This is a genomic window from Moraxella pluranimalium (assembly GCF_002014825.1).
Taxonomy (GTDB): Bacteria; Pseudomonadota; Gammaproteobacteria; order Pseudomonadales; family Moraxellaceae; genus Moraxella; species Moraxella pluranimalium.
This window is the reverse complement of sequence record NZ_MUYU01000019.1, coordinates 38,872-52,812: the sequence shown is the minus strand read 5'-3', so window position 1 is coordinate 52,812 and position 13,941 is coordinate 38,872. Positions and strand designations below refer to the sequence as shown.

The window sequence follows — 13,941 nt, the reverse complement described above, 5'->3', positions numbered from 1 at the left end:
CTTTTGGGGTGCGGCTCATAATTTGACTGCTTTTTGATTTTTTTTCTCTTTAGAATCAATGCTTCTTACCAAACATCTTCTTCGCCACAATCACCACAGCAAGGATAATCAAACCTGCAATCAGACCAACTGCGCCATTATAGGCAGTTTCAGCCAGGCCACCGATGATACCTGATAGTGCTGCCAAATCTTGTGCTTGATGGTGCAAAATACCAATACCATGTACCAAGATACCGCCACCGACCAAGAACATCGCAAGTGTCCCGGCGATTGACAAGAATTTCATCAGCTTGGGTGCAAAGGCAAGCAGGGCACGACCCATCGCCTGTGATGATGCGCTTGGTTTATTGAGTAGATGCACGCCCATGTCGTCTAGCTTGACAATCAGACCTACCAAGCCATAGACACCGGCAGTCATCAAAATCGCAATCGCAGTCAGTGCCGCCGCTTTGGTTGCAAGTGTCGCTGCGGTCATCACACCGAGCGAGATTACCACGATTTCGGCAGATAGGATAAAGTCCGTGCGGATTGCACCACGGATTTTGTCTTTTTCAAGAGCGACCAGATCCACCTGTTCATCAGCATTGGCGACCAAGCGATCATGGTGCGCGGTCTCGTCATCGAGCTCATGCGGTAGTAGGCTTGGGGCGAATTTATGCACCACTTTTTCAGCGCCTTCATAGCATAGGAACGCACCACCGAGCATCAACAGCGGCGTAATCAGCCACGCTGCGACTGCACTGATGAGTAGAGCTGCCGGTACTAGGATGACTTTATTGACAAATGAGCCTTTGGCAACTGCCCACACCACCGACAGCTCACGGTCGGCACGCACGCCTGTCACCTGCTGAGCGTTCAGCGCTAGGTCATCGCCGAGCACCCCTGCGGTCTTTTTTGCTGCCATTTTTGTCATCACTGAGACATCGTCAAGAATCGTTGCAATGTCATCAAGTAGCATTAGTAGGCTACCACCTGCCATATTTTCACCTTAATTTTGGATTTTGTTGTAAATGATGTGTCATGCACCGATTTTCAGCTCTTTGGTAAAAACAAAAATAAGCCAAACGCATGACGGTTGGCTTATTATAATCAAGCTTGGGCAAATGGTTTGTAGTAAATTGTATAAAATTAGCACAAATGCCCATTTGTATCGCTGTCTTTGATGGCTTGTTACGGCTTTTTGGCGACCATCACCGCACGCACAGGGCGTGGATAGCCTTCGATGGTTTTGCTATCATCATCAGGATCAAGAAAATCCGCCAATGAATGATAAGTCATCCAATCGGTCGCACGCTGCTCGATACTTGTCGTGGTGCTGATATCGACGCATTTGATATCAACAAAACCCGCTTTTTCGAGCCATAAAGTCAGTGCCGCCACCGATGGCAGAAAATACACATTATTCATCATCGCATAGCGATCTTTTGGTACGAGCACAGTATTTTCATCGCCATCAATGACCAAAGTCTCAAGTACCAATTCACCACCCTTGAGAAGTTGATTTTTTAATTGTAATAAACAATCAAACGGCGATGCACGATGGTATAGCACCCCCATGCAAAACACGGTATGAAACAGCGCACCAGTTGGCAATTCTTCTAGACCGACAGGGATAAAGTGAATCGGCGACTGATTGTAGCGGTTTGTCATCTCACCCAAAAAATGCCGTATCGCCATAAACTGATGATAAAACAAACACGATGGATCAATCACCACCACGCTGCTTGTGCCTGCACCCACCATACGAAAGCCGTGATAACCCGAGCCACCACCGACATCCAGCACTCGCTTACCGCTAAGATCGCTGATGTGCGGCAGGACACGATCCCATTTCAGATCACTGCGCCATTCGGTGTCGATGTGGATCGAATGTGTGTCATCGCCGATGATAAAGCCGCCTTTACGCCACGGCATAAGATTCTTTAATAGCGCTTCAGCTTTACGATAATCACTGTGGCTAAGGCTGACATTGGCAGTGATACAGCTGGCAGTTAGGTCGATGTGATTGGGCGTAATTTGGGGAAGTTTGTTAATCACAGATTCATAATAAGGGGCGTGTGCATAACGCTCTTTATTTTTGATACTGCCAAGCCAATCGGGTAGGCGTTTGAGCCATTCATACGCCACAGGGTGATGTTGGGCGAGGTCAAATAAGGTGTCAAATAAGGCTTTTTCGGTACGGGCAATGGTGTTCATAAACAAATCAATCAAAACTATTTAAACGCCACAATCGAGGCGAAATTCAAAAACATAAACCAAGTCAAGCTACGCTCAAAACCCGCTTGGTGCAATCGATGATGGTGCATCTCAAGCGTATCGGTGATGAGTACATTTTCAAGTGCATTGCGTTTGCCACTGATTTCCATCTCGCTATAGCCATTGGCACGCTTAAAATCATAATAGCGTTCCACTCGCCAAGCGTCGTCTTGCTCATCGGTGAGATGCGTTTTTTCGGTCAAGATCAAAATACCGCCATCAGCTAATGCATCATGGCATTTTTGCAGTAGAGCTAGGCGGGCATCAGGATTGAGAAATTGTAAGGTCAAATTAATCACAATCAAATCGCACGGCTCAAAATCCATCTGTGTGATGTCGGCAAGCTCAAAGCGAATGTCATGGCTAGGATAATGCTCACCAACGACACTTTTGGCACGGTCGATCATCGGCTTTGAGATGTCGATGGCGTGGATTTCTAGCTCATCAGGGCCAAATTTATCCGCCAAAGCAAAGCTTACCGCCCCAAGCGATGTGCCAAGATCATACACACGGCTGACCTTTTTGCCATCAGCACTATTTTGGCGAAATAGACAATGACGGCGAGCCAAAATCGGCAACATGGCGAGCATCTGCCCATAGCCGGGTACACTACGACGAATCATATCCGGAAAGCACGCCACCACTTCTTCATCAAAGCTAAAGCGGGCTGATTTGTCCAGTGGCGTGGTAAATAAGGTGTCGTGCTTGGTATTTGGCATAGGCTTATGATAGACTGACAAGATGGGGCTTATTATAGCATTGATTTGATAAATTGAAATTAAGGATGTGATGATGATTCGTTCAATCTTATTGGGTGGCGGCTGTTTTTGGTGCACCGAATCGGTGTTTGGCGCATTAAAAGGCGTGCAAAGTGTCGTCAGTGGCTATGCAGGTGGCACGGCTGATACCGCCAATTACCAAGCGGTCTGCACAGGTACGACAGGTCATGTCGAAGTCGTGCAGGTGGTCTATGATGATGCGATAATCAGCCTTGAGCAGATTTTGGCGGTGTTTTTTGCCACTCATGATCCGACGACACTGAACCGTCAAGGCAATGACATCGGTACGCAATACGCATCGGTGATTTTTTATGATAATCAAAGCGATAAAGCCATCGCCGAGCAGATGATAAATACACTTATCACTGATAGCGTGCCTGTGGTCACTCGCCTTGAGCCTGCGCCCAAGTTTTATCCTGCCGAAAGTTATCACCAAAATTATTTTGCTAATAACCCAACACAGCCGTATTGTAATTTTGCCATTCCACCAAAATTGGCAAAACTGCGAGCGTCATTTGCCGAGTTATTAAAGTAAGTTATTAAAGTAAGTTATTGAAATAAAACAAAAACCGTTCATATCAAATCATACTTGAATGAACGGTTTTTGCTTGTCGGTGTTTAAAGCTTGATGAATTTATCCAAATTAATCCAAAAACACCGCAAATTCATCGACAGGCACTCGTGGTGTGATAAAGGTATTGACGATGTCTGATTCATCGGCATAGCCAAGTGCGACGGTACAAACCAGCTCTTCATCATCGCCTGCACCAATCGTCTCAAGCACCACAGGGTGAAAATGATTGAACGCAGCCTGCGGGCAAGTGTCAAGCCCACGAGCCTTGGCGGCGATCATCACATTTTGGATCATCATGGCGATGTCCATTTTTGAGCCGATGCCCATCACTTTATTGACGGTGAAAAATAGCCCAACAGGCGCATCAAATAGCTTGAAGTTGCGATCGTGCTGTGCTGCCATTTTTTCTTTATCGCCTTTTTGGATGCCAAGTAAACCGTACAGCCCCCAGCCATTTTCACGGCGACGATCGATGAATGGCGAGATCCATTCGGTCGGATAGTAGGGGAAAGTTTCTTGGAATTTGTCCGCAAGACTTGGATCGGCGGCGATGGCTTGTTTGGCAGCAAAGATATTATCAATCAGCTGGGCTCGCGTGTCGCCTGTCACCACATAGACTTTCCACGGCTGTGTGTTCGTGCCTGATGGTGCGCGGCTTGCCACCGTTAGGATGTCCTTGATGGTTTGCGTATCGACAGGCTTATCCAAAAATGCACGCACCGAATGGCGAGCGGTGATGACATCATCGACGATGGCGGTTTGTTGTTGGGTGGTCATGAGTAATCCTTGTTTGTGGTTGTTGTGGTGATGATTGAAAGTGTTTTCATGATTATGCCAAAGCGCTTTGGGCTTGTCAAATGCAGTCAGGGCAAGCTTAGTAGGTAATTTATTGTCTAGTTGTCTGACAAGCGATTTAAGTTACGCATTTGTTACCTGATGGTTGAAATTGTCGGCAAACGCCAAGTTTATTTTGAAATCACTGGCAAAATTGGGTAAGCTTAGGCTATTTGTAAGTCTGATTATCATCCTAAGGATTTTTTTATGAAAAAGACACTTTCGGTATTGTCACTCGCAGTGAGCGGTTTGGCATTTGGTCAAACGGCGATGGCAAATGATTTGCCAAACTTAAGCAACAGCGAATTTCAACAATGCCTTGATGGACTAAAAAACAGCAGTGCATTTCGTGGCGTCTCAAGTCAAACCTTTGAAACTTATCGCCCAAGTCAGCCTGACCCGACGGTGATTCGCTCGCTCAATTATCAACCTGAATTTAAAAAAGATGTCTGGGATTATCTGGCATCACTCGTAGATAGCGAGCGTGTCGAAGATGGTATCCGTGCTAAGCGTGAACAGGCGGAAGTCTTGCGCCGTATTGAGAGCCGTTATGGCGTCAAGGCAGAGCATGTGCTTGGCGTGTGGGGCGTTGAGAGTAATTTTGGGCAGACTTTGGGTAAGAAAAACTTATTTGACAGCCTAGCGACTTTGTCTTGCTTTGACCGTCGTCAGAGCTATTTTCGTGGTGAATTCGCCAATGCGCTAAAAATCGTCCAAAATGGCGACATCCGCCCACAGGACATGACAGGCTCATGGGCAGGGGCATTTGGTCAGACGCAGTTTATGCCGAGTACTTTTTTAGAATTGGCGGTGGATTTTGATGGTGATGGCCGTAAAGATTTGGTCAATTCAAAAGCCGATGCGCTAGCGAGTACCGCCAATTTCCTTGCCAAAAAAGGCTATCGCAGTGGCGAGCCGTGGGGTTATGAAGTCAAGCTAAATGGCTATGACGGCTCAAGCGGCCGCCGTGACAAAAAATCCATCAACCATTGGCAAAATATGGGTCTAACCCTGCCTGATGGTCGCCCATTGCCAAATAATATGGCATCGGCAGGTCTATTGCTACCTGCGGGCAAAAACGGCCCTGCGTTCTTGGTGGGTAAAAACTTTGATGCCTTTTATGCGTATAATGCGTCAGAAAGCTATGCACTTGCCATCGCACATCTGTCAGATTTGGTCACAAGCGAAAACACCAACACAAGCTTTGCCACCCCTTGGCCGACAGATGACCCGGGTATCGGTCGCCGTGAATCCAAAGAAATTCAGCAAGCGCTACTCGATGCCGGTTACGACATCGGTGCGGTCGATGGTATCATCGGGGATAATACTCGCCGTGCCATCATGGGCTATCAACGCCGTATGGGTGTGACCCCTGATGGCCGTGCAGGGCAGAAGTTCCATCGCTTGATTATGAATGGTCAAAAGCCAAGTGCGCCGATGGGCTCAGGCTTTTCATCGCAATCACCAAGCCAAGTTGTCAATCAGACCATCAGTCAGCCTACTGTTTACCAAAGCACGACACCAAGCGTTGTACCAAGTATGACTGCGCCGAGTGTTAGCACCAGTACGCCAGCAGGCACTGTCTATCGCCGTGTGGTGAATGCTGATGGTTCAACATCGCTTGTACCGGTTAAATAATCATCATCCATACAAAAAAGCTCAAAGTATCGCACTTTGAGCTTTTTTGTTGATAACTATGATACTAAATCAAAGCTTGGCAAAAGCTTGGTAATTATTCGTCTTCTTTATCATCATCCCACTTAGCATAGGTCTTGGATGGGTCGATACCTTGACTTTTTAGGTAGGCGACTTGTTCTTCAAGGGTGCGTTTCTTTTCGGCTTGGTGCATGGTGTCGCTTAGAGTGTCAAGCGTATCGATTTGGGTTTTGATGGTGTCAGTCATGATAAGTCCTTGATTTGATTGTTAATCAATAATTTAATAAATCAGTCAATAAAATCAGCGTTTTTGTTCAACGATGAGTGAATCAATGCCGTTATTACGCAGGCGAGTGCTCGCTTGGCTTGCTTCTTCACGGCTTTTCATCGGGGTTGAAACCACTTGATAAAAATGCGTGCCCTTAGCGCTGTCGGTGCGTTTGACGACGACAGCATCGACGCCCGCCATCAGCACTTCGGCACGCTTGACATCCGCTTCATCGGCGGTGGTGTAGCTGCGGATTTGTAGAATATAGGTTGTGCCTGTTTTGGCGTCGGCGGTATTTGATGATGTGCCATTACTTGCAGGCTCATCATAAGTCGTGCTCTCTTCGGTGATGCTCACGCTGTCATCAGCTTTAGTGGCTTTATCGGCTTTGTCAGATTTATCAGTGCTATCAGCATCGGCAGATGTATCAGCTTTGGGCTTGCTAGCAGGCTTGGCGGTCACGATGGCATCAGGGCTGAGCGTGGCAGGCTGTGATGTGGTCGGCTCTTGGACGCTTACCCCTTCAGGCACACTGCGAAACTCTTGCTCTGGTAGCACTTCATAAAATTCATACTCAATCGGTGCGCTAGGGTCTTTGATTGGCTCGACCATCGCTTCATCAGGTGCAGTGCTTTCTTGACTGGCTCGAAAACTGTCAAAAAAGGGCGAAAAATACGCCAATGCCATCAGCACAATCGCCATCAATGCGCCAACCAGCAACAGCACAATCGAAGTCACGCCCGAGCGAGTACGTTCCTTGTCTTCTTTGTACACGGCAGATGGTCTGGTTGGTCGGCTTGCCATAGATTACCCTTAAAACTTGTTTAAATTCAATATGCTTTTGATATTATAACAAAAATCTTTAACTTGTGTATTGCTTATGTCTAAATCAGTTGTTGCATTTTGTACTTTTTTGGGCGGTTTTGGGGTGGTTGTGATGTTTTGGGATAATTTGGGGAGTGTGATATAATTTACGTCAGTGAATTGACCGCCAATTTAGCGAATATGTGAGATGTATTATGATGACCATGCCTAAGCCTGTGTTTTTGGTGTCTGCCGAGACCATTACTGATTTGGGGTTGTATATTTTATTGCCTGTATTTATTGGGTTTTTGTTCTTTATTATGTGGGATATTTCTAAGAAGTCCGACGCAGGCAAGCAGGGGACTTTTTGGATTTTTGTCGCACTTGGCATGGGCTTTTTTGGCTTTCTTGCCAAGCTTGTGATTGAATTTGTGCTTGAGCATTGGGTGCTTTAATCCAATTCATTACTCATACTGATGGATGAGTTAATCATATCAACATAAACAATGCCATTGACAGATGATGGCATGGCTGTGTATGATGGTCAAAATTATCATCCGAACAAGGAGCGTGGCATGAATGGATTGGCCATATTGGGGCTAGTGGCGTTCGGCGTGTTTGCAGGGATATTGCGCTATCATTATGGTCGGTTTCATGCAGTGCATTGGATGCATTTTGTCGTGTCAGGCTTGCTGTGGATGTGGTCGGCGACGTTTGATTGGACTTTATCCAAATTGGATTTTGTCCGTATGGATGATTTGACCCTAATGATTGCAGTTGGCATATCTTTGTGGGCGTGGATATTTCTTGTCAGTCTAGTGATGGCGTATGCCAAGCCCAAGTTGCACTTTGGTTGGTACATCGTCTTTGCGGTCTTTTTTGCGGTATTTGGCTTGGTGTCGGTTGGTTGGACTACCGCTCAATTAATGCAAGGGGTTGCCATAGCTTATAGTGTCGGTGTCATCATTGCTCTATGGGTGCGCCGCTGGGTGCAAAAAGACAACGGAACACCTCATGCAGGCAGGGTATCTGATACCGTGTTACCGGTTATCAATCTACATCCCGATTCAGGCTACGGTCGTTCGGATGGCTTTTTTGATACCTGATGATTGATAAAAAAATCGCTCCATAGTCTTGGAGCGATTTTTTGCTGTTTTGAGCACTGATTATTTTTTGGTTTCTTCAGGCTTGGCTTCTGCTGCTGCATCGGCAGGCTTGTCAGCTGGCGCTTCTGCTTTGGCATCAGTTGCAGTTTCGGTTGCTGCAGGTGCTGCTGCGTCAGTCGCTTTGGCGTCGGTTGCCGCTGCATCGGCTGCAGGTGCTGCTGTACCGTCGGCACTCATACCGACTTTTGGCTGACCTTCGTCATCGAATTTCATCGGCTCAGCTTTTGGCGCTTTTTCCATAGCAGCCGCTTGCGCTTCTTCTACTTTGTCAACAGCATAAACGTGTTCTTGTTTTTTGCCACAGGCACTCAAGGCAACAGCGGCAACTAGCGGTAGGATGATGGCATAAGCTTTCATACGGTCTCCAATAAAAATCAATTTCGCCACAGGGTGAAGTTTATATCCTTATATTATGCCACATTTTTGCCATAAATAAACGGATGATTATCACCAATGTTAAATTTTCTTGCAAAATATCGTATCTTGGCGGATATTACGCCCAAATGACTTGTCTAGCGGTGAAATCTTTGTTATAATTAGCGACTAATTTTGTGCAATAGCACGGTCTGTAGCAGTGGTTGCTGCGGATATTTCCAGTTTGAGCTGATGTCCATCGCCCAAGACCGATGGTGCTATATAATATAAATACAGCCAAGCTGATGCCACCGTCTTGATAGGAGAAACCCATGCCTTCAGTTAAGGTAAAAGAGAACGAACCAGTAGATATCGCAATCCGTCGTTTCAAGCGTGCGTGCGAAAAAGCAGGCGTTTTGGCTGATGTTCGTAAAAAAGAATTTTTCGAAAAACCAACCCAAGAGCGTAAGCGTAAAAAAGCTGCTGCTGTTAAACGCTACAAGAAAAAAGTATATCGCGAGCAAGTTCGCACAACTCGTAAATACTAATTTCTGATTGGTTTTTACCATAAACCCCGAAAGTGATTTCGGGGTTTTTTATTGCACTAATGTTGCTAAGCGCTGATTATCGGCGTATAATGAATAAAAAACCATACATCCATAAGGGGATTTTATGAAATTGCATTATCCGGTTGTTCTGCTGTGTGCAAGCCTTGCTTTGATGGCGTGTGGCGAAGAAAAAAAGGCAGAAAACGCACCTGCCAAGCCTGCAGCAGCGCAGACAAGCGCACCCGCCACCGATACCAAGACCCAAGCGACAGGCAACAGCACTGATGCCAATAAGGATGCGACTGATGCGACTGCCAAGCCATCAGAGCCAACACCAGCGGATACGACCGCCAAAGCGGAGATGGTCAAGCCTGCATCACTCGAAGTAGGTAAAGCGCGTTATGAAGCGACTTGTAAAGTCTGCCATGACCAAGGTATGCTCGATGCACCAAAACTAAGCGACAAAGCAGGGTGGGCGAAGCGTGCTGAGCAGGGTGTGGAGACCTTATATCAACATTCTGCACAAGGCTTTAATAAGATGCCTGCACAAGCAAGTGCTGAAGTGAGCGAAGCTGAAGTCTATGCGGCGGTAGATTATATGCTAAGCCAAGCCAAATAATAAAAATGCTCAAGGTTATATCTTGAGCATTTTTTATGGTTTAGATTAGGGCGGTATATGCAAGCCAGCCACTGTAGCCAATAAAGCATAGCACCAAAAAGACGCCAGACATACGACCGATTTGCCCGTCTTTTTTGAGTGCGAATGCGCACATAGCAAAAAGCACTAAGGTGATGGCGCACATCACGACCGTATCACGGCTGAGTACTTCAGGATCAACCGCCATCGGTGCGATAAGTGCTGCGATACCAACGACACCTGTGGTATTAAATAGGTTTGAGCCAAGCACATTGCCTAGTGCCATCTCAAACTCACCACGGCGTGCAGCGATGATGGATGAGACAAGCTCAGGCAGGCTTGTGCCGACAGCGACGATGGTCAGACCGATGATGAGATCAGATAAGCCCCATAGTTTGGCAAGCTCAACAGCACCCCAGACGATAAGTCGTGAGCTTAGGACTAGGACGACGAGTCCTGCAACGAGCTTGATCAAGGATTTGGCGGTATTGACTTTGATAGGGTCAGGTAGTTCGTCTTGGCTGAGCTCATAGGCGTGTTCATCACTGGCTAGGATAGCACTTTCTTGAGCGGCCTTGGCATGGCGCTTGGCGTAGATGATTTGAACGATGATATTGGCGACCAGTACAGCTACCAAAATACCCGCATCCAAGCGATCAATCTGACCATCTAGCAGTAGAATGACTGAGATGATGGTTGAGCTGATTAGCCAAACAAAGTCGGTTTTGAGCACTTGTTTTTGGATGACGATAGGGGCGATGATGGCGGTCACACCAAGTACAAGCATGATATTGACGATGTTTGAGCCATAGGCATTGCCGAGTGCAAGACCGGGACTGCCTGCCATCGCCGACAGTGCAGAGACCACCATCTCTGGCGCAGAAGTACCGACACCGATGATCAGAGCGCCAATGAGCATTTTTGGCATATGATATTTGGTGGCGATTGCCACCGCACTATCAATAAACACATCAGCGCTATAAATCAAAATCGCAAGACCGACTATGATTGCCAATAATGAAAGTAACATAAAAATCCGTCGTCCAAAGGTTAAGCAGGCAGTTTAAAGCCATTAATCTGATTGCGAGCTTTGTCCAAATCATTTGCCATGATGTCTTTGAGTGCACCGATGGCACACTCGATGGCCGCATCAATGCTGATACGCTCATCACTCATGGGCTTGCCTAGCACAAAATTGCTGACTTGAGATGAATGGGTAGGGCGACCGATACCGATACGCAGGCGGTGAAAATCCTGCCCTAGATGTGGCACGATGTCCTTGAGTCCATTGTGTCCGCCATGTCCGCCACCGGTTTTTAGGCGGATTTGACCTGCGCCAATATCTAGCTCATCATGAGCGACCAAGATTTCATTGCTATCAAGGCCATAAAATTTCGCCATCGGTGCGACAGCTTGCCCCGAGCGGTTCATAAAAGTCTCAGGCAATAGCAAGCGCACATCATTGCCATAGATGCTACCACGACCGACTTGACCGTGAAATTTTTTGTCAAAACTTAGACTGATGCCAAATTCTTGGGCAATGGCTTCAACAAACCAAAAGCCTGCATTGTGGCGAGTATTGGCATATTCTGCCCCGGGATTGCCCAGACCGACGATGAGTTTTATGCTCATAAGGATTTATTCTAAAAAAATTAATCATAAAAAACAAAACCAGTAAGCACGCCTACTGGTTTTGGTGCGCTTGTGCGCAAAACTTGGTACAACGCAAATTAGGCGCGTTGGAAGTCCACGTGTAGTGGGAAGCCTTTTGCTGGATGGCGTTGTAGGGCTTTGATAACTACATTGTGTGTAGTGCCATCAACAGTGATGGTAGTGACGCTTGAGAAAAACGCTTCGCTTTCTAGCGCTTTAACAAGTTCGTTGTTTTTTACGCAGATAGCAACTGGCTCAGCGTTGCCGCCGTAGATGATTGCTGGGATTAGGTTGTTTTTACGCAGGCGGCGGCTCGCACCTTTGCCCTGCTGGTCTGCTGCACGTGCAACACCGTTTAGAGTGAATTGGCTCATGATAGATCCTTAAAAATAAATAGGATAACGAACTTGCGACCAGTCCGTCAAAAAAATAACTGTCCGATGGACGATATTCACCAAGCTAGTAGCTGTGGCAAATTAGCCCAATATTATACGCAATTTATGATGATTTGACAAAGTATTTTTAAAAATTTGGGCAAAAATAATCCGCTCATGATGGTAACTTGCCAAGATGATCGGAGAAATCATGGGATATTTATGAAAATGATTATCATTCAAAGATAATCTGTTATTTTTGTGTTATAATAGTTGTGCTTATGTGTCGATAACTTTTCATAATAGTATCGCACAAATCTAAGTACACAATATTTGTAAAATATTATTTGTAAGATATTTGCGGGCGATGCCCGTGTGGTTTTTAAGGAGTATGCCATGGGAGAAGTGGCTGGTGGCGTATGGATTTCGTTGGCAATTTATTTTATTTTGATGATTGCCATCGGTGTCTATGCCTATTTTAAACAAAAAAATGACGTCGAAGGCTATATGCTTGGCGGTCGTGATCTAGGCCCTGCGGTGACGGCATTGTCAGCAGGTGCGTCGGATATGTCAGGTTGGCTATTGCTTGGCTTGCCGGGTTATATGTATGCATCAGGTGTTGTGAGTATTTGGATTGCACTTGGTTTGACCATCGGTGCCTTTGCCAACTATCTACTGGTTGCACCACGTTTGCGTGTCTATACCGAAGTGGCGGATAATGCCATTACCTTGCCTGACTATTTTGCCAACCGTTTCCAAGATAAGTCGCATTTATTGCGTATCGTATCAGCGGTGGTTGTGATTGTGTTCTTTACCGTATATACCGCAGCCAGTCTAGTGGCAGGCGGTAAGCTGTTCGAAAGCTCGCTGGGTCTATCATATAGCCTAGGTCTATGGGTGACAGCTGGTGTGGTTGTGGCTTATACGCTGTTTGGTGGTTTCTTGGCGGTGTCATTGACTGACTTTGTTCAAGGTGTCATCATGCTGATCGCCATGCTACTTGTGCCTATCGTGGCATTTAGCGAGATTGGCAGTGTATCAGAAGGCTTGGCTATTGCCGAGCAAGCCAACGCTGAAGTGTTTAACTGGATGAACGGCGTGACCGTGATGGGCGTGATTTCACTGATGGCGTGGGGTTTTGGTTACTTTGGTCAGCCACACATCATCGTACGCTTTATGGCGATTCGTTCGGTCAAAGATGTGCCTGTAGCGACTGCTATCGGTATGGGCTGGATGATTCTAAGCCTAATCGGTGCATTGATGGTTGGTCTGGCTGGTATCGCTTATATCGCTAAGACTGGTCAAAAACTGGATGACCCTGAGACCATCTTCCTAGTATTCTCGCAGGTTCTATTCCATCCGCTGATTTCAGGTTTCCTATTGGCAGCGATCTTGGCAGCGATTATGAGTACCATCTCATCTCAGCTACTGGTGGTATCTAGCTCATTGACTCGTGATGTGTACAAGCTATTCCTTGACCGTGAAGCGACAGAAGCACGCCAAGTCTTGGTTGGTCGTATCTCGGTAGTGATTGTTGCTCTAGTGGCAATTTTCCTAGCTGGTGATAGCAACAGCTCAGTACTGAAGCTGGTTTCGCACGCTTGGGCAGGCTTTGGTGCGGCATTTGGCCCATTGGTCATCCTAAGCCTAATGTGGAAACGCATGAACCGCAACGGCGCATTGGCAGGTATGATTGTTGGTGCATTGACCGTGATTGTGTGGGTGTATGGCGGCTTTGAAATTGGTGGTCAGCCTGCCAATGATGCCATCTACTCAATCCTACCAGGCTTTGCATTCAGCTTTATTGCAACCATCGTGGTCAGCCTAATGACTGCACCACCTGAAGCGAAGATTGTTGCGCAGTTTGAAGAGATGGAAAAAGGTCTAAAAGGCTAATTTCACACTCTACACAATACCGCCACTTGGTTTGAGTTGGCGGTATTTTTTTTGGATAGTTTTATCAAGCCTTGTTAAGCTGTGTTCGCTTATACTAAGTTTGTAAAGCTTGATGGGTTTGGTGGCTTGGTATAAGAATTAA

Annotated in this window: 16 protein-coding genes and 1 pseudogene; 7 read left to right on the top strand and 10 right to left on the bottom strand. The window is 46.5% G+C overall.

All coding sequences use genetic code 11. The annotated features are described in order from the left end of the window. Positions 1–55: 55 nt before the first annotated feature. From B0680_RS08325 to cmoA, 3 genes are all read right to left on the bottom strand, one after another. A complete protein-coding gene (locus B0680_RS08325; RefSeq protein WP_078254643.1) occupies positions 56–979 on the bottom strand; it encodes a DUF808 domain-containing protein in 924 nt (307 codons plus the stop codon). A gap of 191 nt (positions 980–1,170) precedes the next feature. Beyond that, a complete protein-coding gene (cmoB, locus tag B0680_RS08320) occupies positions 1,171–2,196 on the bottom strand; it encodes a tRNA 5-methoxyuridine(34)/uridine 5-oxyacetic acid(34) synthase CmoB (protein ID WP_078254642.1) in 1,026 nt (341 codons plus the stop codon). 17 nt (positions 2,197–2,213) lie between these two features. Continuing rightward, a complete protein-coding gene (cmoA, locus tag B0680_RS08315) occupies positions 2,214–2,975 on the bottom strand; it encodes a carboxy-S-adenosyl-L-methionine synthase CmoA (protein WP_078254641.1) in 762 nt (253 codons plus the stop codon). 76 nt (positions 2,976–3,051) lie between these two features. Between cmoA and msrA the strand changes: the two genes are divergently transcribed. Further along, positions 3,052–3,570, top strand: a complete 519-nt coding sequence (gene msrA / locus B0680_RS08310) for a peptide-methionine (S)-S-oxide reductase MsrA (protein WP_078254647.1) — start codon at positions 3,052–3,054, stop codon at positions 3,568–3,570. 108 nt (positions 3,571–3,678) lie between these two features. On the opposite strand, the gene B0680_RS08305 is transcribed toward msrA, so the two are convergent. Further along, positions 3,679–4,386, bottom strand: a complete 708-nt coding sequence (locus B0680_RS08305; RefSeq protein ID WP_078254640.1) for a nitroreductase — start codon at positions 4,384–4,386, stop codon at positions 3,679–3,681. Between the two features lie 264 nt (positions 4,387–4,650). Between B0680_RS08305 and B0680_RS08300 the strand changes: the two genes are divergently transcribed. Beyond that, complete coding sequence (locus B0680_RS08300) at positions 4,651–6,081, top strand: lytic murein transglycosylase (protein WP_078254639.1); 1,431 nt, start codon at positions 4,651–4,653, stop codon at positions 6,079–6,081. A gap of 94 nt (positions 6,082–6,175) precedes the next feature. On the opposite strand, the gene B0680_RS10880 is transcribed toward B0680_RS08300, so the two are convergent. Further along, positions 6,176–6,346 (bottom strand): hypothetical protein, encoded by a 171-nt coding sequence (locus B0680_RS10880; protein WP_169835336.1) that lies wholly within the window; start codon positions 6,344–6,346, stop codon positions 6,176–6,178. A gap of 54 nt (positions 6,347–6,400) precedes the next feature. Beyond that, positions 6,401–7,171 carry an SPOR domain-containing protein gene (locus B0680_RS08295; protein WP_078254638.1) on the bottom strand — a complete coding sequence of 257 codons (771 nt, stop codon included), beginning with the start codon at positions 7,169–7,171 and terminating at the stop codon, positions 6,401–6,403. 218 nt (positions 7,172–7,389) lie between these two features. Between B0680_RS08295 and B0680_RS08290 the strand changes: the two genes are divergently transcribed. Then, a complete protein-coding gene (locus B0680_RS08290) occupies positions 7,390–7,626 on the top strand; it encodes a DUF2788 domain-containing protein (protein WP_078254646.1) in 237 nt (78 codons plus the stop codon). Positions 7,627–7,746: 120 nt separating this feature from the next. Then, positions 7,747–8,277, top strand: coding sequence for a hypothetical protein (locus B0680_RS08285; RefSeq protein ID WP_143821397.1), 531 nt, complete (start codon positions 7,747–7,749; stop codon positions 8,275–8,277). A 60-nt stretch (positions 8,278–8,337) separates the two neighbouring features. On the opposite strand, the gene B0680_RS08280 is transcribed toward B0680_RS08285, so the two are convergent. Continuing rightward, the gene (locus B0680_RS08280; RefSeq protein ID WP_078254636.1) at positions 8,338–8,694 is read right to left on the bottom strand and encodes a hypothetical protein; all 357 of its coding nucleotides are present in this window, start codon (positions 8,692–8,694) and stop codon (positions 8,338–8,340) included. Positions 8,695–9,023: 329 nt separating this feature from the next. Here B0680_RS08280 and rpsU point away from each other — a divergent pair, with 329 nt between their 5' ends. Both rpsU and B0680_RS08270 read left to right on the top strand, forming a co-directional pair. Continuing rightward, positions 9,024–9,239: a 30S ribosomal protein S21 gene (gene rpsU, locus B0680_RS08275; protein WP_078254635.1), complete on the top strand. Its 216-nt coding sequence runs from the start codon at positions 9,024–9,026 to the stop codon at positions 9,237–9,239. A gap of 124 nt (positions 9,240–9,363) precedes the next feature. Continuing rightward, positions 9,364–9,858 (top strand): c-type cytochrome, encoded by a 495-nt coding sequence (locus B0680_RS08270; RefSeq protein WP_078254634.1) that lies wholly within the window; start codon positions 9,364–9,366, stop codon positions 9,856–9,858. A gap of 40 nt (positions 9,859–9,898) precedes the next feature. Here B0680_RS08270 and B0680_RS08265 read toward each other — a convergent pair whose 3' ends face one another. The 3 genes and pseudogenes from B0680_RS08265 to rplY form a co-directional block, all read right to left on the bottom strand. Beyond that, on the bottom strand, positions 9,899–10,906 hold the full coding sequence (locus B0680_RS08265) for a calcium/sodium antiporter (RefSeq protein WP_078254633.1): 1,008 nt from the start codon (positions 10,904–10,906) through the stop codon (positions 9,899–9,901). Between the two features lie 20 nt (positions 10,907–10,926). Next, positions 10,927–11,508 carry an aminoacyl-tRNA hydrolase gene (gene pth, locus B0680_RS08260; RefSeq protein ID WP_078254632.1) on the bottom strand — a complete coding sequence of 194 codons (582 nt, stop codon included), beginning with the start codon at positions 11,506–11,508 and terminating at the stop codon, positions 10,927–10,929. A 104-nt stretch (positions 11,509–11,612) separates the two neighbouring features. Then, positions 11,613–11,903 (bottom strand): annotated as a pseudogene (rplY, locus tag B0680_RS08255) (50S ribosomal protein L25); the annotation flags it as partial. Between the two features lie 396 nt (positions 11,904–12,299). Here rplY and putP point away from each other — a divergent pair. Then, positions 12,300–13,799 carry a sodium/proline symporter PutP gene (gene putP / locus B0680_RS08250; RefSeq protein WP_078254630.1) on the top strand — a complete coding sequence of 500 codons (1,500 nt, stop codon included), beginning with the start codon at positions 12,300–12,302 and terminating at the stop codon, positions 13,797–13,799. Positions 13,800–13,941 lie beyond the last annotated feature (142 nt).

What these genes read in the sequence shown, in the direction of transcription:
- B0680_RS08325 (WP_078254643.1), bottom strand. Translation starts at nt 979, where the DNA reads ATGGCAGGTGGTAGCCTACTAATGCTACTTGATGACATTGCAACGATT.
- cmoB (WP_078254642.1), bottom strand. Translation starts at nt 2,196, where the DNA reads ATGAACACCATTGCCCGTACCGAAAAAGCCTTATTTGACACCTTATTT.
- cmoA (WP_078254641.1), bottom strand. Translation starts at nt 2,975, where the DNA reads ATGCCAAATACCAAGCACGACACCTTATTTACCACGCCACTGGACAAA.
- B0680_RS08305 (WP_078254640.1), bottom strand. Translation starts at nt 4,386, where the DNA reads ATGACCACCCAACAACAAACCGCCATCGTCGATGATGTCATCACCGCT.
- B0680_RS08300 (WP_078254639.1), top strand. Translation starts at nt 4,651, where the DNA reads ATGAAAAAGACACTTTCGGTATTGTCACTCGCAGTGAGCGGTTTGGCA.
- B0680_RS10880 (WP_169835336.1), bottom strand. Translation starts at nt 6,346, where the DNA reads ATGACTGACACCATCAAAACCCAAATCGATACGCTTGACACTCTAAGC.
- B0680_RS08295 (WP_078254638.1), bottom strand. Translation starts at nt 7,171, where the DNA reads ATGGCAAGCCGACCAACCAGACCATCTGCCGTGTACAAAGAAGACAAG.
- B0680_RS08290 (WP_078254646.1), top strand. Translation starts at nt 7,390, where the DNA reads ATGACCATGCCTAAGCCTGTGTTTTTGGTGTCTGCCGAGACCATTACT.
- B0680_RS08285 (WP_143821397.1), top strand. Translation starts at nt 7,747, where the DNA reads ATGAATGGATTGGCCATATTGGGGCTAGTGGCGTTCGGCGTGTTTGCA.
- B0680_RS08280 (WP_078254636.1), bottom strand. Translation starts at nt 8,694, where the DNA reads ATGAAAGCTTATGCCATCATCCTACCGCTAGTTGCCGCTGTTGCCTTG.
- rpsU (WP_078254635.1), top strand. Translation starts at nt 9,024, where the DNA reads ATGCCTTCAGTTAAGGTAAAAGAGAACGAACCAGTAGATATCGCAATC.
- B0680_RS08270 (WP_078254634.1), top strand. Translation starts at nt 9,364, where the DNA reads ATGAAATTGCATTATCCGGTTGTTCTGCTGTGTGCAAGCCTTGCTTTG.
- B0680_RS08265 (WP_078254633.1), bottom strand. Translation starts at nt 10,906, where the DNA reads ATGTTACTTTCATTATTGGCAATCATAGTCGGTCTTGCGATTTTGATT.
- pth (WP_078254632.1), bottom strand. Translation starts at nt 11,508, where the DNA reads ATGAGCATAAAACTCATCGTCGGTCTGGGCAATCCCGGGGCAGAATAT.
- putP (WP_078254630.1), top strand. Translation starts at nt 12,300, where the DNA reads ATGGGAGAAGTGGCTGGTGGCGTATGGATTTCGTTGGCAATTTATTTT.